Origin of the sequence: Methanosarcina sediminis (assembly GCF_052056915.1) — an archaeon.
Classification (GTDB): domain Archaea; phylum Halobacteriota; class Methanosarcinia; order Methanosarcinales; family Methanosarcinaceae; genus MTP4.
In genome coordinates this window covers 1,226,441-1,245,016 of record NZ_CP195119.1, presented here as the reverse complement: position 1 = coordinate 1,245,016, position 18,576 = coordinate 1,226,441, and the positions used below count along the sequence as shown (strand labels likewise).

The 18,576-nt window shown below is 48.4% G+C and carries 18 protein-coding genes; 3 read left to right on the top strand and 15 right to left on the bottom strand.

All coding sequences use genetic code 11. The annotated features are described in order from the left end of the window. Window positions 1–322 precede the first annotated feature (322 nt). The 12 genes from hflX to ACSAZK_RS05135 form a co-directional block, all read right to left on the bottom strand. On the bottom strand, window positions 323–1,603 hold the full coding sequence (gene hflX / locus ACSAZK_RS05190) for a GTPase HflX (protein WP_440956326.1): 1,281 nt from the start codon (window positions 1,601–1,603) through the stop codon (window positions 323–325). 5 nt (window positions 1,604–1,608) lie between these two features. After that, a complete protein-coding gene (locus tag ACSAZK_RS05185) occupies window positions 1,609–2,010 on the bottom strand; it encodes a DUF2209 domain-containing protein (RefSeq protein ID WP_048178049.1) in 402 nt (133 codons plus the stop codon). Window positions 2,011–2,132: 122 nt separating this feature from the next. After that, complete coding sequence (gene endA / locus ACSAZK_RS05180) at window positions 2,133–3,185, bottom strand: tRNA-intron lyase (RefSeq protein WP_440957107.1); 1,053 nt, start codon at window positions 3,183–3,185, stop codon at window positions 2,133–2,135. Between the two features lie 96 nt (window positions 3,186–3,281). Continuing rightward, on the bottom strand, window positions 3,282–4,805 hold the full coding sequence (gene cfbB / locus ACSAZK_RS05175; RefSeq protein ID WP_440957106.1) for a Ni-sirohydrochlorin a,c-diamide synthase: 1,524 nt from the start codon (window positions 4,803–4,805) through the stop codon (window positions 3,282–3,284). An 87-nt stretch (window positions 4,806–4,892) separates the two neighbouring features. Beyond that, a complete protein-coding gene (gene cfbC, locus ACSAZK_RS05170; protein ID WP_440956325.1) occupies window positions 4,893–5,690 on the bottom strand; it encodes a Ni-sirohydrochlorin a,c-diamide reductive cyclase ATP-dependent reductase subunit in 798 nt (265 codons plus the stop codon). 98 nt (window positions 5,691–5,788) lie between these two features. Continuing rightward, window positions 5,789–6,901, bottom strand: a complete 1,113-nt coding sequence (gene cfbD, locus ACSAZK_RS05165) for a Ni-sirohydrochlorin a,c-diamide reductive cyclase catalytic subunit (RefSeq protein WP_440956324.1) — start codon at window positions 6,899–6,901, stop codon at window positions 5,789–5,791. Between the two features lie 413 nt (window positions 6,902–7,314). Next, window positions 7,315–8,715, bottom strand: coding sequence for a coenzyme F430 synthase (gene cfbE, locus ACSAZK_RS05160; RefSeq protein ID WP_440956323.1), 1,401 nt, complete (start codon window positions 8,713–8,715; stop codon window positions 7,315–7,317). Window positions 8,716–8,733: 18 nt separating this feature from the next. After that, entirely contained in the window at window positions 8,734–9,138 is a 405-nt protein-coding gene (cfbA, locus tag ACSAZK_RS05155; protein ID WP_440956322.1) for a sirohydrochlorin nickelochelatase, read from the bottom strand. Between the two features lie 364 nt (window positions 9,139–9,502). Continuing rightward, window positions 9,503–9,895, bottom strand: a complete 393-nt coding sequence (cfbA, locus tag ACSAZK_RS05150) for a sirohydrochlorin nickelochelatase (protein ID WP_440956321.1) — start codon at window positions 9,893–9,895, stop codon at window positions 9,503–9,505. A 151-nt stretch (window positions 9,896–10,046) separates the two neighbouring features. Beyond that, window positions 10,047–10,964: a transglutaminase-like domain-containing protein gene (locus ACSAZK_RS05145; RefSeq protein WP_440956320.1), complete on the bottom strand. Its 918-nt coding sequence runs from the start codon at window positions 10,962–10,964 to the stop codon at window positions 10,047–10,049. Window positions 10,965–11,079: 115 nt separating this feature from the next. Next, a complete protein-coding gene (locus ACSAZK_RS05140) occupies window positions 11,080–11,208 on the bottom strand; it encodes a hypothetical protein (RefSeq protein ID WP_440956319.1) in 129 nt (42 codons plus the stop codon). Between the two features lie 365 nt (window positions 11,209–11,573). Further along, on the bottom strand, window positions 11,574–12,284 hold the full coding sequence (locus ACSAZK_RS05135) for a DNA alkylation repair protein (RefSeq protein ID WP_440956318.1): 711 nt from the start codon (window positions 12,282–12,284) through the stop codon (window positions 11,574–11,576). 361 nt (window positions 12,285–12,645) lie between these two features. Between ACSAZK_RS05135 and ACSAZK_RS05130 the strand changes: the two genes are divergently transcribed. Next, a complete protein-coding gene (locus tag ACSAZK_RS05130; RefSeq protein WP_440956317.1) occupies window positions 12,646–14,460 on the top strand; it encodes a hypothetical protein in 1,815 nt (604 codons plus the stop codon). 94 nt (window positions 14,461–14,554) lie between these two features. After that, window positions 14,555–15,049, top strand: coding sequence for a GNAT family N-acetyltransferase (locus ACSAZK_RS05125; RefSeq protein ID WP_440956316.1), 495 nt, complete (start codon window positions 14,555–14,557; stop codon window positions 15,047–15,049). 36 nt (window positions 15,050–15,085) lie between these two features. Here the strand turns inward: ACSAZK_RS05125 and ACSAZK_RS05120 are convergent, their stop codons facing one another. Both ACSAZK_RS05120 and ACSAZK_RS05115 read right to left on the bottom strand, forming a co-directional pair. Then, window positions 15,086–15,442, bottom strand: coding sequence for a hypothetical protein (locus tag ACSAZK_RS05120; protein WP_440956315.1), 357 nt, complete (start codon window positions 15,440–15,442; stop codon window positions 15,086–15,088). Between the two features lie 679 nt (window positions 15,443–16,121). Next, a complete protein-coding gene (locus ACSAZK_RS05115; protein WP_048178060.1) occupies window positions 16,122–17,000 on the bottom strand; it encodes a hypothetical protein in 879 nt (292 codons plus the stop codon). 178 nt (window positions 17,001–17,178) lie between these two features. On the opposite strand from ACSAZK_RS05115, the gene ACSAZK_RS05110 reads away from it, so the two are divergent. Then, a complete protein-coding gene (locus tag ACSAZK_RS05110) occupies window positions 17,179–18,045 on the top strand; it encodes an ABC transporter ATP-binding protein (RefSeq protein ID WP_440957105.1) in 867 nt (288 codons plus the stop codon). Window positions 18,046–18,051: 6 nt separating this feature from the next. Here the strand turns inward: ACSAZK_RS05110 and ACSAZK_RS05105 are convergent, their stop codons facing one another. Further along, the gene (locus ACSAZK_RS05105; RefSeq protein WP_440956314.1) at window positions 18,052–18,411 is read right to left on the bottom strand and encodes a hypothetical protein; all 360 of its coding nucleotides are present in this window, start codon (window positions 18,409–18,411) and stop codon (window positions 18,052–18,054) included. Window positions 18,412–18,576: the final 165 nt, after the last annotated feature.

Here is an 18,576-nt window from a genome sequence, read left to right as displayed (position 1 = left end):
AGTAGATGGCCCGTTCGTAAATATACAAACGACTTTCGTATATAAATACCTTTCGTGGTTATACGAACTATATTCGGGGGGTGGAATCTATGTGCTGGAGGGAAATATTGAAAAAAAGTCATGGTAATATTCAACTAATTTTATATAAAATTGGAAAAACTTTAATTTCATCCGCCCGGTCTGGATAAAGTGGAAGAGTTCTTTAAAGGGATTCCTTCTCCCTGGACCTGAAATCTATGCCCTGAGCAAGAATCTTAAACAGAAACACTAACCTCACATCTCAACAGAAACACTAACCTGAAACCTCGAACCACCAGGCATTTCATTCTGCAAGGTCCCGCTCCAGATTCCTGGCCCTGCGGATGATCGAGGCTCTTGCTTCATAATCCACTGAAATTTTTTCCCCGTACTCCACGTTGTGCACGATTCCTTCCTCATAAAGCCAGGAGAGGGCAGACATCCCTTTAGGGGAATTAGGGAGGGTAAGGGAGCAGGTCTTCCAGGGGGGGAGGTGCCTGAATATTTCGGCTTTAATCTCCGGGATGCCAGTACCATTTTTTGCGGAAACCAGAATGGGATTGGGGGCAAGGTATTTGATCTGCTCCAGGCGGGTTTCCAGTTCTTCTGGGTCCAACCGGTCGGTCTTATTCAGTACGGTGATTACAGGGACGCCGTTGATCCGGTCCCAGAGGGTATCGTGGCAGGTGGCAAGCTTTTGGTGGACGATTTCGGGTTTTTCGCTTACATCCGCAACAAGGAGGATGATATCCGATAGGAAGATCCCGTCCAGGGTGGACTTGAAAGCGTCCACCATCCAGTGGGGAAGTTCCTCGATAAAACCTACGGTATCGGTAAGAAGCGCCTTTCGCCCGCCCAGGTCCAGCGCCCGGGTCATGGGGACCAGGGTCGTAAAGAGCATGTTCATGGCTTCGGACTCTTCGTCCACCAGGGTGTTGAAAAGGGTGCTTTTCCCGGCATTAGTGTATCCGGCAAGGGAGATCAAAGAGAGACCCTGCCTGCGCCGGAAGACCCGCAGGGACTCGTCGTCCTTTTCCGCGGTTTCCAGCTCGCTTTTTATCCGGGTAATCCTCTTTTTCAGGTCCTGCTCGTAGGAATCTTCATAGCCCCCGAGCCCCATGAACCCGGGTTTCTCTTCCTTTTTCAGGATGGATACGACAGCCCTTGCTCTCGGGAGTTCGTATTTGAGCCTTGCAAGTTCTACCTGGAGTTTGGAACGGTGGGTGGTGGCCCTTTTTGCAAAGATTTCAAGGATAAGCTGGAACTTGTCAATTACCCGGCACCTGCAGAGTTCCGAGATGTTATAGATCTGAGTTGTGGAGAGCCTGTTGTAAAAAATGACCTTTTCCGCCCCCGTGATTTCCACAAGTTCGGCAAGTTCCTCGACCTTTCCCCGTCCCAGCTGGTATTTCCTGTCAGGAAATCTGGTCTGGGAAATTTCTCCCACGGAACGGTAGCCTGCAGCCTTTGCAAGTTCCCTGAGTTCCTCGAAAAGGTTTGCGTTGCGTTCCCCTTCCGAGCGGGGGTTGTCTCTTTTTACGAGAATTACCCTAATCCCGTTTCCGGGCTGTTTTTCTGGATTCATCGCTTTTATTGTCCGGCCTCAATGTTAAGTTCAGTTAAAAGTAAATTGCGGGTACTCAGGGAAATGTGGTGGGCAAGCTCGATAGCTCGCCTTTCCCCAATTGACTCCTGGTACTTGAACGCCAGGGTAAACATGCTATCAGGCACCCACTGGGGCTCGTTATACATGTCCCCTTTTTCCGTCACAATCGTGCCCTTAAAATCAAGCTGGGCCACCGTATCCTCGATCAGCTGCACGATGTCCACCAGGCGGGGGGCTTCCTGGAGCCAGCGCGGCTGGATTTTGACCTGTTTTATCTTTTCTATGTGGGATGCGGAAATCTTCAGGGCAGCCGCAGCACAGACCATGTAGTAGCCGTCCTTTATCCTGTGCCTGCCCGAGATGTCCACTGCAATTATGTCCCACATGGATCTTACCTTCATTACCTTCTTTTGGCCTGTCTCTCAGCTCTCAGCCTGCTCTTAGCCTGAATCTTCCCTCTTTACCTGTTATTTAACCTGCAACTTAACCTGTTTCTTTCTCACAGGCCTTACATTTTAACTCTGCCGATATCGAGATATTCGACTTTTTCCTCTCTTTCAACCGCAAAAAGCATCCTCTTCCGGACACTGTTTGCAAGGCGCACGGCTCCGGACATTACAGGAAGCCTGAACTCAAAATCCGCAGGTATGGCGTCTACCAGGTACTCAGAATGGGGGATCTTTTGCACGGACTCAACCTTCCGATAGACCCTGAAATGGGTCCCGAACTTAAAGCCGGTCTTGGCAACATTTCCCGAGTCCCTGAGATCTTTATACACGTTGTATTTTTGCAGGAAAGATGTTTCAATCCCCGAGGCATTCTCCACGAATTCCCCGAATGTAAGTTCCTTCCCATTCCTGTCTTTGACCGCAATGGCCTCTTTAGAGAAAAGGTAGAGGGATTCCACGAGGGAAAGTTGAAGCCGTTCAGTATCCAGCATTTTTCCGAAAAAGCCCCTGTTATAGAGGGATTCGGAAACAGACGGGTCCCAGACAATCACCCTGTCTTCAAGAAAAGTCGCTTCGGAAAAGACTTCAGGGTACGGTTCTGCCATATCTCCCTTAGGGGCATCACTTTTTACTTCATAGAAGGTGATGTCGCTTTCCCCGTCCACTACAGCAAGGATCAGCTGTTTGTGCACGTTTTCTGCTGATGCCACAGCCTCCTGCAGGGCCTTTAGCGGAAGAGGCTGCCTTTCGGACTGGACCTGGACAAAAAGATTTGCAGCACTTTTCCCGGGATGGCTGCCTCTGGGGTAGACCCTGAAGTCCGTGGTCGAGGGCTGGACATAGTACCCCCTTTCCTTCAGGTCCTTGTAAACAATATACTTCAACTCAAAATTAGGCTGCCTGAGGGAGGCCTGTTCGAAAAAGGCCCTGAAATCCAGGTTTTTTCCCTCCAGCTCGATCTCGAGCTTCCCGCGGTACAGGAGAAATGCAGCTTCCACAAGCCGGAGTTCAAGCCCGTCACCTTTGGGACGCCCGAAATAGCCGGTTTTATACAGTTCGTTGACAGCTTCCTTGCCGGCCCGGACTCTGTCTCCTTTCAGTTTTGCTTTCAATAACTTCACCTGAAAATAAAATATAAAAATGAATAAAATCAGCTTTTAGTGATTAATTCCAGCTTTTAGTATGCTTTCATTTATATAATTCTTCACTTACTTTTCCTCTGCTCGGTATTTCCTTACCGCTTCCACAAAGGAGCCTGCCAGTTCCCTGTAGGCTGCCCCGTGCAGGTGGGCGTAGGAGCCAAGGGTATTTTCAACCGTGAGCCCGTCGAGGTCGTCCTTGATGCCGGTGCCCCGGGACAGTTTTATGGCAAACTTTGCGTCCCCCGGAATTTCCCGGATTTCGGAGTGATGAAACTCATGTCCCTTGAAGGTGTTGCCTTTTTTCCCTATCACACAGTCCCCGGCAAGGGTCCCGATGTTATAGCTGACAACCCGGGTCTGCCCCATGATGGTATGCCCCGGGAGTGCTCCAACCATTTCATATGTGGACTCCGGCATGCTGGCATCGTGGTAGGTACCTTTTCCGGGAACTCCGGTGCTTATTTTTTCGGTCAGGTACATGAGCCCGCCGCACTCGGCATAGATCGGCATGCCCGAAGCAGAAGCTTCTTTGATTTCCCGGCGCATGGACTCATTGGCTTCCAGTTCGGAGGCGAAGAGTTCTGGGTAGCCGCCTCCTATGTAGAGGCCGTCTACATCTGGAAGCCGGGAATCTTTCACAGGGCTGAAATAGACGATTTCCGCCCCGTCCAGTTCAAGGAGATCGATATTGTCGCGGTAGTAAAAGTTAAAAGCCTCATCCAGAGCGACCCCGATCCTGGGTTTATCAGACTCTGGAATCGATTCAGGAATTGAACCTGGAATTGAAATGGAACCTGCCCCGGACTCAACTCCGGTAAATATACTGTTTTCCGGGGATTCCAGAGGTTTTGCGCTTCCTGCGATGGCAAGGAACCGGTCTATATCCACCCCTTCTTTGATGATCTTTTCAATTCCTCCGAGCCGTTCATCGAAGTCCCCGAGCCTCCTTCTGCCTTCAAGGGCGGGCATGAGCCCCAGGTGGCGCATGGATATCTGCATGGACGGGTCTCTCGGAATTATCCCGATAACCGGGACCCCTGCGTAGTATTCGATTGCCTGTTTTGCCTTTTCGGCGTGTCTGATGCTCCCGATATTGTTCAGGATGACTCCGGCAATTTCCACCTCGGGATCAAAATTTTTGTACCCGTTTACAAGGGCCGCACTCGAACGGGTGATGCTCCTGGCGTTGATTACGAAGACCACGGGACATTTGAGGAGCTTTGCGATCTGTGCAGTACTCCCTATGTCGCTCAGGCTCTCGAAACCCTCGTAGAGTCCCCGGACTCCTTCGATAATCGCTATGTCCGCACCTTCCCCTACTTCGCAGGCATGGGTGTAAACATCCAGGATCCCGTTTTCGTCCATCAGGTAACCGTCCAGGTTCCGGCAGAACCTGCCCGTGATTTCGGTATGATAACTGGAGTCGATGTAGTCCAGGGCGACTTTGAAGGGCTGGACCTTATAACCCCTGGAGGCAAGGACAGCCATCAGCCCCATGGAAATGGTTGTTTTCCCGGAGGAGGAACGGTCTGCGGAAATAAGGATCCTGGGAATTTTACCGGCATCCTTTCCGGCCTGCTGCTCATCCATTCCGGCCTGCTGTTCTTTCGAGTGCATGGTTTTTCAACGCCTTTGCGGCTTTTTAGTCCCCTTAACTTCCGTATTGGGAACTCATTTTTACTTTGTCAATTCCCTTAACCTCTCATCGGTAAGGGAATCTGCCATGACCTTCTTTTCGTTTTCCATGATCGCTTTTCCGAGCCTGCGGTAGACGTTGGCGATTTCGGAATCGGGGGCTTTTTCCATAACGGAGTAGCCGTCCCGCTCACAGTCCTGGACTATCTGGCTCTTAGGGATGAAAGCCATCAGCTGGCTCCCGATTTCCTCGGAGAATTTGGTAACTATTTCCTCTTCCCGGCTGGCGTTTCTTGAGTTGCAGATTACGCCGCTGAGAGGCATGTTGATCTTGGTAAGCCCCTTGCAGATGTTGTTTGCGGCGTAGAGGGGCATGTATTCCCCGGAAGTCAGGACATAGGCCTCGTTTACGTACCCTTTCCGGATAGGGGCTACAAACCCTCCGCAGACGATGTCCCCGGGCACGTCATAGATGATCAGGTCCTGCTCTTTCATAAGCTCCCCGGAAACGCTTTTCAATTTCTGGACTGCCACAATGATGCCCCGGCCCGCACAGCCGATCCCGGGCTCGGGCCCTCCGGCTTCTATGCATTTGACACCGGCGTAACCTTCGAAAACCATGTCTTCTTCCGTGGCTTCAATGCCTTCCCTCAGGAGGTCAAGAATGGTTGGGATCCTTTTCCCCCCCAGGAGGGTGATGGACGAGTCGCTCTTCGGATCGCAGCCGATGATCATGACCTTCTTTCCTGCTTCCGCACAGGCTGCTGCCACATTGGACGCGGTACTTGATTTACCTATACCGCCTTTCCCGTAAATTGCAATGATCTTTTGTTTTTTCACAGGATCTTCCTCCCTTTTCTAAAATATTATCCTTTTTATCCCGAATTCGCCTTTTTCAGCCTTGAACTTCCTTTTCAGGTTTCCTTTCAGGTTTCCTTTCAGGCTTCCTTTGCAACTTCCCTTAAGGTGGCCCCAAACTCGGATTCCACGATGCTGCTGACCCCGAGGGTCTTCGGGTGGAGGTCGATTTCCACCATAACGTAGTCGTGACCCAACTCTTTCATGGGTAGGACCTGCCTTGGCCCGTTTGTCACGGAGATAAGTTCCATGCCCTTGAGGTTATCCATGGGAATTGCGTGCGGGACGCCTGTGATTATTGCAAAATCGTAGTCGCTGTACTTCTCCTTGATCAGCTCGCTTACCATTTCCCCGGCTATGGGGTACTCGTCCATACCCCCGATGATCTCGTGCATTTCAACGCCGTGAGCTTTCAGGTCCCTCATGATGTATTCGGCATGCTGCCTGACCCTGGGCAGTCCCAGGTTCTCGTCCAGGTTTGCCATGTTCACGATGGAATCCTTTTTTCCGAGGGAGGCTGCGACTTCATTTACCGCAAGGGTGATGTCGGCAAACATGTAGCCGGTCTCCTTCTTGGCGTTCATGATCGTTATTCCGCGCTTGCCTTCCTTCAGGAGTTCGATGACCCTCTTTGCAACCTTATACTTGACATCTCCCCTGGAAGGAGCCAGGTATTCTTTGCTTGCGGCCCCGAATTTCTTCTCGACTTCCGTTGCTTTTGCAAGCAGGTGCTCCTGCCTTTCGAACTCCTTATGGTCGATGATCCCGGCATCAAGCGCGGATTCCAGGGCAAAGATCACGCCTTTTGTATTGTTGTGGTAGCCTGCGTGCACCTCGACCTCGATGACAGGGACATCGGGGTTTGCCTCGAGCACGGCTTCGTGCATCTCTTCCCCTATGATCATGCTGGCACAGGTCCCGACAACGCCGATAATTTTCGGGGAGAACAGTTCGACGGACTTGTTGATAAGCTGCACCAGCCTGTCATGCCCTCCGAAGACAAAACCGTTCTCATCAAGGGCGGTGGTCACCACATGAATCCCGTCTTCCTCGAGAAGCCTTGCATGTTTGAAGGAGCATCCTGGAGGGCCGTGCAGAATCGCAACATCGACGTTCAGGTCCCTGAGGGTGTAAAGGGCCGCAACGATAGAACTTGGGCGGGGGTGAATGATTGAAATATCTTTTCCGGTCATGACAAATCCTCTGTGTTTTGATTTATCGGGATGTTGATATGCATTTCCCTTAGTCCCCTGCAGGAAAACGGCAGTGGAGGGAAAAAGCAAGAGCCGTTAAAAGCCCGATTAAATTGGCAGTGGGTTTGAATAAAATTGAACAGCCAATAGGTTTGAATAAGCAACGGAAGAGTGCTTTGGACAAGCAATGAAATTTAGGCCTAAATAGCAATGGAGTTTTAGTTTGAATAATCAACGTAATTGTGTTATCAATGGAAACGAATACAGATTGTAAGACCTTCTATAAAACAATATCATAAAAATATGGAAAATAGAGGGTAACCCTAACAGAAACCCCCGGAAAAACCAGCTGAAAAAATGAAATATCATTTTTATTTCATCCATATTATTTTACCTATTTAATCCGTTTTATTTTACCGGAAACACTTAACCGAAGAGATTATAATGTCAGCTTTCCCTGCGAGTTTAGAAGCTTCGGAAAGTCCCTCCGGAAGGCTTGCCGCATATGTTACATTTCCTGCCTTTATGGCTCGCATCCGCTCGCCTACCAGGACGATGCGCTCGAACTTTTTCCCGTATTTTTCCACAAAGCCCTGCACGGCTTCGGGGGGCAATCCTTCACAGACCTGGGCGGCTTCTTCCCCCAGGACAATGAATATTTTCTGCTTTCGCTCATCCTTTTTCTTCAGGAGGGCATATTCGAGAGCCTTTTCAGCCGAGCGGATGTCCATGCCAGAGTTGGAATTGTCGATCAGGGCTTTTCCTTCCAGCTCTTTTTCCTGCATCCTGCCTGCAAGCCCCCTGAATTCTTCGATTGCTTCAACCATGGTCCTGCTTTCGACCCCGAGTTCCAGGGCTGCGGCAGACGCTGCCACGAAGGCTGTCCTGTAGGCCAAACTATTGTATCCGGGCTGCAGGCGGGCGGTGAAGAGTTTCTGGCCCCGACAGAGGCAGTGGATGTTACCCTCTTCGGTTTCCAGGACAAAGTCAGCGCTTTCCCCCGATTCGGGGTAGAAAGGGTCCCTGAAAGTGATTTTTTTGACTGCTTCTGGGATTTTTTCTCCTGTATTTTCCAGAGCTTTTTCCACAGCCACGTTGAGGACGAGGGCCGTTCCGGTTTTTGCCGTGCGGACGAGCTGGAGCTTGGCCTCTCCTGCAAGGGAGCTATTGTTTGCGATCCCGTAGTCAGGGGTAAGGGTTGTCAGGATCCCGAGGTCGGCATTTCCAGTGCCCCCTATCGAAATTTCAAAAATAAAAAAATCAGGCCTGATTCCGGCTTCAAAGGTCCTGTCAATGGCGACAAGGATACTGCCCGGCGTGATGCTCAGACCTTTGCGGATTTCTGAGGGCATGCCCCCTTTCCAGGCTTCAAGCCCCCGGGAGGTATGGAGGACTACCTGGAGCTTGCGAGAGAGCATGTCCGCAAGCAGGGATGCGGTGCTGGTCTTTGCCTTCACGCCTGTTATTTCAATCGTCCGGGTCCCGGCCAGGCGCGGGTCCTTCTCAAGAATTATTCCGACAAGCCGGTGGTGGGAAAGGACAGGTTTTTGGGTATTCCGCGCTTCGGCAAGCATGGGGTAAGCCGGGTCAAGATGCACTGGCGCCGCCAGCAGGTCGAAAGCCCCGACCGGCAGAGGCTCTCTGGAAGTCCTTATCCCGTGCTTATCTTCCAGTTCCGAGAGGGTTACGGAGTCCACCGTATTGTACACGTCGACGGCAGATACTTCTGCCCCGAGTTCTGCCAGTTTGATAGAAATAGGAATTCCGCCGTGCGTCAGGTCTAGCACGGCGATTTTTTTCCGGTCAAGGTCCATGAAAAATTAGACGAAAGTTCAGGCAGTTATATTTTGCGCTTCCAGGACCCTCTTGAAAATGAGGTCTGCGATCAGTTCATCGGCCCCGAGGGGTTTTGCGTAGCAGACAGGCACGCCCTTGCCGTCGATATCGAGGGTCCCGCAGCCGGACTCGTCCAGGTCAAGTTCTCCGGGGATGTCTTCGGTGAGGTGGACTCCCGACGCAATAAAGACCGGAACGGCGGCGATCCTGGTGACCCCTGTGCCTGAGAACTCTTTTACAGCTTCTTTGATTTTCGGGTCACTGTGCTCCACGAACCCGACCCTGATAACATCCTCTGGGTGCTTTTTTGCAATAATATCCGCAATTTCCAGAATTACTTCTTTGTTGTACTTAAGCCTGCTTCCGTGTCCTATTACCAGTATTCCGAGTTTTTCATCCATCTCTAATTCCTCATTTTTCGGGTCTTTAAAGGCCCTTTCGGCTGTAGCATAAATAAAATTCAAGTAAACTTTAATTGATAATTATAAAAATCCAACCTATATGAGTATTTTCATTACACTGCCGCAAGGTAATACTGAAAACAGTCTGGAAATTCTGGCCTTCATGGAATGCAAGCTAACTTGATTTGAATCCCAACAGAGTTAACGGAGTAAACAAAAAAGAAGAGGGTAGAGGGGACGAGAAAGCTGCAAAAGCTAACTGAAGAAAACGGAAGAACGGAATGGGAAAAATAAAAGGCTCCGGGACAAAAAACCCGATGCCTGGAAAAAAATTGCGGAATAAAAATTCCGCGGTATGGAATGTTTAGATTGCTTCTTCTACTCTCTTGTAGACGAGGTCTGCGATCAGTTCGTCGGCGCCCAGGGGCTTGGCATAGCAGATGGGAACTTCGTTCCCGTCAACCATAAGTGTCCCACAGCCGTTTTCGTCCAGGTTCAGAATACCGGGGATGTCCTTTGTGATGTGCACACCTGAGGCTAAGAAGACCGGCACAGCTGCGACCTTCGTGATCCCTGTCCCGGAGAAAGCTGCAATAGCTTCGTCCAGGGTAGGCTCGCTATTCTCCATGAAACCGGCCCTTACGACCACGTCAGCGTGCTTCTGTGCAATGTAATCAGCGATCTGTGTAACAACTTCTTTGTTGTAAGGCAGCTTGCTCCCGTGCCCGATGGCCAGGATTCCGAGTTTTTCTGTCATTTTCATAACCTCTTCATTTTTGTAATTAACACGATAATTTCAATTTGTAATATCCTTGAAAGTTTTAGATACTTGGAATTGATGGAATATAACTTTTTTGAAAGCCGAAAGTTTCAAATAAAATTTAGAACGAAGTGCCTGTCCCTTAACCTCAAAACTCAACGAGCCCGCCAGGATAGTATGCGACCCTTGCCCCTTCCAGGTACATACCTCCCGGGTGCAGGTAGCCGTTCGACCCGCTCCAGTCAAGGTTCAGCCAGTACTGACTCTCCCCCTTTTCAAGGTCCCGTTCCGAATACCAGATGCTTTCCGCATAGGAATAGCGCCCGTACACATAATACAAAATTTCATATGCCGTATCCTGATCGTCTCCGATATAAATCTCGGGATAGGCATGGCCGTAAGTCTCTGTCCTCACCGTAACGATCCGCGTATTGAAACCCATGTTCTCCATCAGCGTGGACATGACGATAGAATAGTCATCACAGTCCCCCTCATACCCGTCCCTTATCGTCTGCGCCGCCCCGAAGAAAAACTCGGAATTTTTGTCATACCTGTACTCCCACTTCCCGTTCACATAATCAAAAACAGCACAGACATCTTTGATATCGTACCCCGAGTCTTTCCCGGTTATCCTGTGGATCTCCCGGGATATTTCCTCATCCTCGGGGTCAACTGCCCTCTTAAAATTCAACGAAAGTATCCGGTAGTCTTTGGGATAAACCGCACTTGATATTTCCTCGGTGTAAGTCGGGACTCCGGGTACTTCCACTGAGGTAGAAGAAGGAGATGACGGGGCAGAAGGGGAAGAAGATGGAGATACCTCACTTTCCGGTGTCCCCTCTTCGATCTCACTTCCTCCGGTTTCGCCGGAACCCGCCTCATCCTCAAGGACATGGTCCGTCTGGCCGGCTACGAAACGCTCAACTTCCCCGACAACGATATTCTCCACTTCAGAAACCGCCTCTTCGGCTTCATCCGTTGAAATGGCAGGGAAATCTATGCAACCGGCAGTGAGAAGGAGGAGAAGGGTTATTGAGATGAGTTTGAAGGAAGTTCGTCGGGGCATGGGGAAGACTCGCTAGTACCTTTCAATGAGTATATGGTTTTGAACGTATTTGATTTATTTCAAATATCAAGTTTACTTCAAATATCAAATTTTTTACTTCAAACACCTCTTTGCCTCAACTTTCAAATTCAAACAAAATTTCGAATTCTAATATTTCAATAGGTGCGTAGTAGCAATAAATAGAACTTGAAGCCTTCTTATTGCGGGAATCCTGAAGCCTTTTCCAGATGTCTTTTACACTCACTTACACTCCTCCATTTCTCCATCCCCGCGATTTCAAAATATCATACGCTCCTAATACAAACAAAAACGCAATCATCTGGCCTCATGCACTTCCACACAAACGCAGAGATAAATAATATGCCACAAAATTTATCATCAAAACCTCCTGAGTGCCAAGGCCGTAACAATGTTTAATAAATAAGACAAAATACTTGTGAAAACATTCTTTTACCTGGGAGAGAGAATAGCGCAAGCAAACCGGATATGCCGGTGAAATGGGAATATGGGGGGAGATTAAGGAGCCTAACGTAGTATGGGGGTACTGCATAGGGCAATTCCAACCTCCCTTCATCTGCCACCTTTCCTCTGCATTAAGTAACATTCTCCTCATTTTTCCATAGCCATAGCCCTCATATCCTGAGGGAGTTTTTCAATCGCGTACCTGAGTGCCGTTCTTGGCATATCTTTCTTGTTTTTCATCACATATTTGAAGACTTCCTCCCGGTGGGCTTTGCTTGCTTCTTTGAGCAGCCAGCCGTAACCCTTCCGGACAAGGTCTTCCTCATCCTGCAACAGGCTGTCGGAAATCTCAAAAATATCTTCCAGAAACTTGCCTTTCCGGGCAGGCAAAACCAGAGTCACGGCAGCAGCACGCCTTAGCCACATGTTCCCGGACTTTGTCCAGGTTTTGAGCCGTTCTATGTACCCTGGGAACTGTTCGATAAAAGAGGCTACGGCATGGTTGCAGAGGGTATCGCACTTAGCCCAGTTGTTGACGTATTTTTCAATCCAGCTCTCAAAAACCTGAAAATCTTCCTCATCATAATTCTTTCTTAGCTGATACGCCCACTGGAATGCGATAAAAGCCTCTTCGCAGTAGTCCGACTTCAGAAGCTCTTCACACAGAGAAAAGATATCCTTTTTGTCTTCCTGTTTGATTTCTTCAAAATATTTCTTTGCAAGTTTTCCCCCTACGGAACTCTTCACCCCGTAGCATTTCACCTCTTCCTTAAAAAAACGCTGATAATTGTTTTTCGTTTTCTCGTCCACGTTTTGCACTAAATCCTCTTTAATGCTGGAGATTATATCATCGGTCATGTTTTAGTAATTATTTAAGATGTTAAATATACTTTATTTAACGGGCTCATTCAATGGTACATTCAACAGATTTATCCAGCGTAATAACCTCCCGACATCACTTCCTGACAGAACCCACTAACAAAACCCGCTGAAAGAATCCATCAACAGAACCTGCTGGCATCAATCTTCTCTTTCTACCTTCCCTACTCATCTCTTTTAAAAAAATACAAAAAAATTTATAATTGATTCTGAGTAAAATAGTTCATAATTAAAAAAATTGAATTTGTAAAATATAACAGAGTTAAATCCGGCAAAAGGAAAAACAGGGAATAAACGATGAGGAAAGATTAAGAGGAAAAATCGGGAGGAGATGTAAAAAATGGGATGGAAAGACGTTGTTTTCGGGGTTGCGACCTGCGGCCTGTATAATATAGGAAAGGCAGCCTACCAGGGAGGGAACGCTGCAGAAGATATGGGAAAGGCTGCGGAACAGGCGGGAACGGCTATTGCGGTTATCGGCTCGACCATCGAGGCGCTTGGCGAGCAGCTTTCCTCGCTTCTGGAAGAGACCGAGGAACTGATCACGATCAAGAGGATGAGCCCGCGGGACGAGGACGAGCTCTGGGATGAGGAAAAAGAAAGGCTTGAAGAACTCAGGGAAGAGAGGGAAAAGATCGAAGCCAAGCTTAAAGAACTCGGGGTGGACAACCCGGAAAAGGTCGACTTCAACTTCTGGGACATGCTCACGGACTGGTCGAACATGCTTGAGACCTTCCAGCTGCTGGCAAGACTTACGGCAGTCAACAGTGAAATTGCAGGAATCCTCTATCAGGAACCCGGAGTGCTGACCGAGGGTATCTACTGCGCAAAAGAGGTGCTTGAACGCTTCAATACCCTGGAACAACCCAAGATCGAGGACATTCTGGACTCCCTGGACGACAACCTTGAGGTTAGCGAAGAAGTCATGCAGGAGGTAAAAAAGCTCTTTGTCACGAAAAAGAAAGTGCCAATCCCGGAAATCGAGCTCTCCCCGGACGTGAAAGATAAGCTGGGAAAGCTTGAGCTTGACAAAAAGTACTACGAGGGACTGCTCGGCAGGAAAGATAAACTGGCCCTCCAGTTTGCCGGAGCAATGGAAAAGCTTCCCGAAAAGAAATTCGAGATCAGTGGCAGCGGGATAAAAATTGTTGAGGCAGGCCTTCAAATTCCGGGAATTGAGGGAATCCCAGAAATCGAAGGAATTCCGGATATCAAGGAAATCCCCGGAACTATTGAAATCCCGGGAATCGTGAAAGACCCTGAAAAGTTTTCGGACATCATAGGCAGCTTAAAGGTCTCGGAACTTTCTGGAAAAAGCCCGGACGAGGTCGTAAACGCTGCAAAACTCCTGAAAGAAACCGCTTCCATGAAACTCGCAAGCAGCGAGGCAGGAGTAAAGAAGGCAGAGGTAAAAGATGAAAAAGTAAAGGAGCCAGCAGTAAGGGAGGCGGAGGTAGAGAAAGAAAGGACAACTTCCCCGGAAATGCCAAATCCGGAAGAAGAGCCGGAACTGAGAAATGAAGTTGTGGATCCCGCTTTTGCAGAAATAAAACCGGAAATTCCGGAAGGTCTGAAATTCTCACTTGCCGGAATGGAAAATGCTCCGGTGGGGATCAGGCAGCCCCAGGCTGCAAGGATCTCGGCAAGTATGAATACGAAATTTGACGGGTTCCAGAAAAATTACGAGTTCCTTAAAGCCCAGACCACTTTTTACGAGAGACAGCTCCTGAAACTCGACCGCAGGTTCGAGCTCCTGAACCATAGATGGGAAGATGAGCCCGGAATAATTCCGCAGACCCTCGATGAAGTACACGATGTGCTTGAACGCCTGCACACCGAAGAACAGCCAAGAATCGATGCGGTGCTTGACACCCTGAACGCGAACCTTGAAGGGTCAAAGGAAGCCATTTCAACCCTGAAAGAAAATCTGGAGGAGTCAAAAGATGTCCTCTCGACACTCAAAGAAAACCTTGAGGAATCGAAAGAAGCTATCTCAAAGGTGAACGCTTCCCTGGATTCCATGCAGGGCGGTTTATCCTTCTTTGAGAAAAACTCCGGCATGCTCAGGACAGGTGCGCTCGTGCTGGGGGGGCTTGTGGTGCTGAACCTTTTCTTCGGGCTGATCGTGTTGTTCAGGGCAGCCCTGGGAATTTGAATAATTCCCCCCACTTTTTACTCATTTTTTACTACGAAGCACGAACATACAATTCTGGCAAACATTTTTCCGGACTTAAATCTATCTGTCTTCAATGCCGAAAGTAAGAATCCGCCCCCAGGAACTTTCTGATGCAGAGCGTTTTTTCGAAATCATCATGAACACGAACATGGAGTTTCTGGAAGTCCCTGTAAAAACCTTTGAGGATGAGGAGTGCTTCATACAACTAAATGAAATAAAGCGCAGGAAGCATTTAGAGTACAACTACAGCATCCTCCTGGACGGAAAGCTGGTGGGGGCATGCGGGCTAAAAATTGACCAGCACAGGCCCTACATAGGAGAGATCGGGTACTTCGTGGATGAAGCATACCAGGGAAGGGAGATTGCAACTGAGGCGGTGAAACTTCTGGAAAAGATCGGGTTTGAACAGTTTTTGTTGCAGAGAATCATTATCCTGCTGGATGTCCGGAACCGGGCGAGTGAGAGGGTAGCGCAGAAGTGCGGGTACGAAAATGAAGGAGTCCTGAAAAAAGTCCACAAAATCGGAGAAGAGTTTTACGACTGTTTCCTGTATGCGAAAACAGCGTAAACCCCATGTCCCGAAAAATCTTTTTTTCAGGCCATCTTAGAACCAGCCCATGGCCTGAATGAAGCTGTTCCCATACCAGACGACCATGATATTGTTTACGGTTGCCAGGATCCCTAAAAATTCGATAACGTGCTTGGTGAAAATCCATTTGGCAGGGAATAGCTTGATTATGGGAAAGATAAAGAAAAGGCCAAAAACCAGAATTATTTTCAGGACCAGGAGAGAAAAAATCCCATAGTGTTCCAGAATTAGCGCAGGAAGCGGGTTGAATTCCTCACCGTAGGGCATGGCATACCATGTGGAAGCCCAATCCCCTATTATGTAGAAAATGATGATAAACCTGATCTCGTGTACGAAAGAATGGAATGATACCTTCGAATAGTTAAATTCCAACAGACTCCCCCCGAATAAATTTCTCTCTTTAATTCTAATGTGATTTTATTTTATCTGATTATATACTTGCAGGAAACAAAAATATTGAAGAATAATTTTCCTTATCTCAAAGATTTCCAGAAATTTGCAAGTTTTCCCGGGAAATATCAGGCTCTATTAGAAAATACAAAACAGAATGGTCTGACAAAATGATCTGACAAAACGATCTGACAAAATGATCTGACAAAACGATCTGACAAAATGATCTGACAAAACGATCTGACAAAATGATCTGACAAAACGATCTGACAAAATGATCTGACAAAATGATCTGACAAAATGATCTGACAAAACGATCTGACAAAATGATCTGACAAAATGATCTGACAAAATGATCTGACAAAATGATCTGACAAAATGATTCTACAGGAGAGAGCGTATTGCGTTGTGCCTAAAGTGGGGATGTGTATCGAGTTCTTAGCGCCAATGCCTTGATGATTCAAGTACTCGAGGGAAGTACCTCCCTCAACTCCGGAGGAGGTAGGGAGGGGTAGTTCACTCATAAGTTACAGAAAAACTCAACTGATTCAAAAAAAAATGTCGGGTCTCCCGATAATAAACGGCCCTGTCCGGCAAAGGCCAGCGGAGACCTGGCCCTTTCTCCGGACAGTTTATATTTCAAGGTTTGCGCTTTTGCAATTTACAAAGCTACATTGTCAGCTACTGCTGCTTTATCAGCCTCGAAGAACATCCCCTTCAGCTGACCTGCCGGGTCCCTGAGTTCTATTTTTGAGTTTGAGTAGTAGCCAATCTCGATGTCTTCCGTGTATTCCCTGGTTGTCGGCAGGGATGCTGCACCCATAACCCCGCCGATGCCAAGAGCCCAGAAATGGTGATCCTTGTACGTTGGGTTGTAGTTGATAGCAGTGGAGCCGATCAGATATGCTTTGTAAACAATCCTGACCTTCATCACCCCTCTGCTGGCTGTGAGCTGGGCTTCAACCGATTCCCCGGGTTCCAACTCAACCTTGACTCCCGAACTCGATCCGACCGTGATGCTCTTGCTCTCAGAGCCACCCTGGCCCCAGGAATGGCTGTAGGACATGGATGTTTCTCCCCCTCCGCCGGCTCCCAGGAAACTGACGTTATATGTAAACTTCTGTCCTACCTCGATCGTGTCCGTTTGGGACCAGTTGCTCTCCACAGTATTGGTGACCTGGTCCGAAATGCTGGCATCGAAAGTTGCTTTTTTACTGCTGCTGTTGCTAAAAGTCTTTGTTGCCACAATCACAGGCTCCGAGGTAATCCCTCTTATTGTTGCACTCTGGACGACGAGCACTGTCTCTACTTCAGGCCAACCATATGTTTTGTAAAGGTCGTCCCAGGGGGTAGGGCTGTGTAAATATGCATCATTTGGTCTCTTCCCGAAATACTTGTTAACGGCATCCTTAAGACCCCCGTCCTGAATGCTGAATGTCGTTCTTTCTTTATCGGTGATTATGTGCTGTACGCTTCCTGAGGCATTGACACTTGAAGTAGCTGTGTCTGACCCCGCATTAACACTAATTTCAATACCCATAACACTTCTTATGTCCTGCACAGTATATTAATTTTTTCCAACAGTCTCGGGTCAAACTTCTGTGTACCCTATGAATATCGGTTCAAAAAGATCGCTAAAAAGAATACCGGTGCTTTCTATTTAAACGCAAGAAAGAAAAATGTTAAAGAATATTACTCCGAAACCGAAAAGAACAGAACTGGTAAAAATGATCGAAAACATACCCCAAACCCCAGGGGAAATTCCTCAAACCCCGGGGGAAACCCACGAACTTCACATGAACGCTGAGTACCTTCTGGAACTAAGGAATGTCACGGTTGTCCGGGGAGGGAAAAAGATCCTGGACTCGGTATCCCTCTCAGTGAAGCCGGGGGAACACGTGGCGATCATAGGGCCAAATGGCTCTGGCAAATCCTCCCTTATCAAGACTTTCATGAAGGAGTACCACCCCCTGGTAGGGGCAGAGGGCACTGTCCTGAAAATTATGGGCAGGAAGACCTGGCACGTTTTCGAGCTCAGGAAGATGCTCGGGATTGTTTCGGGGGATCTCCAGCAGACCTGCTGCCGCCCTATCAGGGTGCTGGACGTCGTGCTCTCGGGATTTTTCAGTAGCATAGGGATCTATTACAACCACAAGGTCACTCCGGAGATGGAAGTCAGGGCAAGGGAAGTTCTCTCCTTTCTTGAAGTTGCCTGGCTGGCAGACAGGCTGATGAGCGAGATTTCCACGGGCGAAGCCCGGAAGGTGCTGATCGCAAGGGCGCTTGTCAACGACCCTCAGGTCCTTATCCTGGACGAACCCTCAAACAGCCTGGACTTAAAAGCCCTCCACACCTTTCGTGAGAGTGTCCGGAAAATTGCCTACTCGGGAAAGAGCGTTGTCCTCGTTACCCACGACCTCCAGGACGTCATTCCCGAAATCAGCCGTGTGATCCTTATCAGGAACGGACGGGTCTTCAGGGACGGCAAAAAAGAAGAAATCCTTACCGACGCCAACCTTTCGGAACTTTTTTCCCTCCCCGTAAAAGTCCTGGAAAATGAAGGGTACTATCAAGCCTGGACCTGATTAAAGTCAGGAAATAACAAACAGGTGATGGAAGAAGCGGGAACCCAGGAGAATAACCATAAAGTTTTCCAGTGATACGATTAACCCCATCCCTGCAACCGTTTTCCGGGTAAAATCCCAGAGCCAGGGAAAATTCCTGATTACCTGGTAAGACCTGAACAATAAAACCATGAACAGGAATTTGAGAAGCAGGACATAAAAAATCCCGTATTTTGCTATCACTATTGCAGGCAGGATGTTTCCTTCAAAGCCGTATTCAAGGGCATACAGCGTTGTCATCCAGTCTCCAAGGACGTAAAATAGAATCACGTAGCGTACATCATATAAAAATGATGTGAGCTCTTCCTTCCGCAGGCAATCTAGCATGTACCATACCCCACTCCTTAAGTTCAACAGACGCGCCCGGAAAAGCACACCCCCAGTGCCGGACAGCCTGTACTGAGATGACGACCTTCGAAAACTTCGTTATATTCAAGGTTCCCTGACCTGTTATGATACAGCCAGCTACACAGTATGTACTGGCAGGCAAAA

What these genes read in the sequence shown, in the direction of transcription:
- ACSAZK_RS05135 (WP_440956318.1), bottom strand. Translation starts at nt 12,284, where the DNA reads ATGACCGATGATATAATCTCCAGCATTAAAGAGGATTTAGTGCAAAAC.
- cfbB (WP_440957106.1), bottom strand. Translation starts at nt 4,805, where the DNA reads ATGGATGAGCAGCAGGCCGGAAAGGATGCCGGTAAAATTCCCAGGATC.
- ACSAZK_RS05105 (WP_440956314.1), bottom strand. Translation starts at nt 18,411, where the DNA reads ATGCTAGATTGCCTGCGGAAGGAAGAGCTCACATCATTTTTATATGAT.
- cfbA (WP_440956322.1), bottom strand. Translation starts at nt 9,138, where the DNA reads ATGGATGAAAAACTCGGAATACTGGTAATAGGACACGGAAGCAGGCTT.
- hflX (WP_440956326.1), bottom strand. Translation starts at nt 1,603, where the DNA reads ATGAATCCAGAAAAACAGCCCGGAAACGGGATTAGGGTAATTCTCGTA.
- ACSAZK_RS05145 (WP_440956320.1), bottom strand. Translation starts at nt 10,964, where the DNA reads ATGCCCCGACGAACTTCCTTCAAACTCATCTCAATAACCCTTCTCCTC.
- cfbD (WP_440956324.1), bottom strand. Translation starts at nt 6,901, where the DNA reads ATGACCGGAAAAGATATTTCAATCATTCACCCCCGCCCAAGTTCTATC.
- cfbA (WP_440956321.1), bottom strand. Translation starts at nt 9,895, where the DNA reads ATGACAGAAAAACTCGGAATCCTGGCCATCGGGCACGGGAGCAAGCTG.
- ACSAZK_RS05115 (WP_048178060.1), bottom strand. Translation starts at nt 17,000, where the DNA reads ATGGGTATTGAAATTAGTGTTAATGCGGGGTCAGACACAGCTACTTCA.
- ACSAZK_RS05125 (WP_440956316.1), top strand. Translation starts at nt 14,555, where the DNA reads ATGCCGAAAGTAAGAATCCGCCCCCAGGAACTTTCTGATGCAGAGCGT.
- ACSAZK_RS05185 (WP_048178049.1), bottom strand. Translation starts at nt 2,010, where the DNA reads ATGTGGGACATAATTGCAGTGGACATCTCGGGCAGGCACAGGATAAAG.
- cfbE (WP_440956323.1), bottom strand. Translation starts at nt 8,715, where the DNA reads ATGGACCTTGACCGGAAAAAAATCGCCGTGCTAGACCTGACGCACGGC.
- ACSAZK_RS05130 (WP_440956317.1), top strand. Translation starts at nt 12,646, where the DNA reads ATGGGATGGAAAGACGTTGTTTTCGGGGTTGCGACCTGCGGCCTGTAT.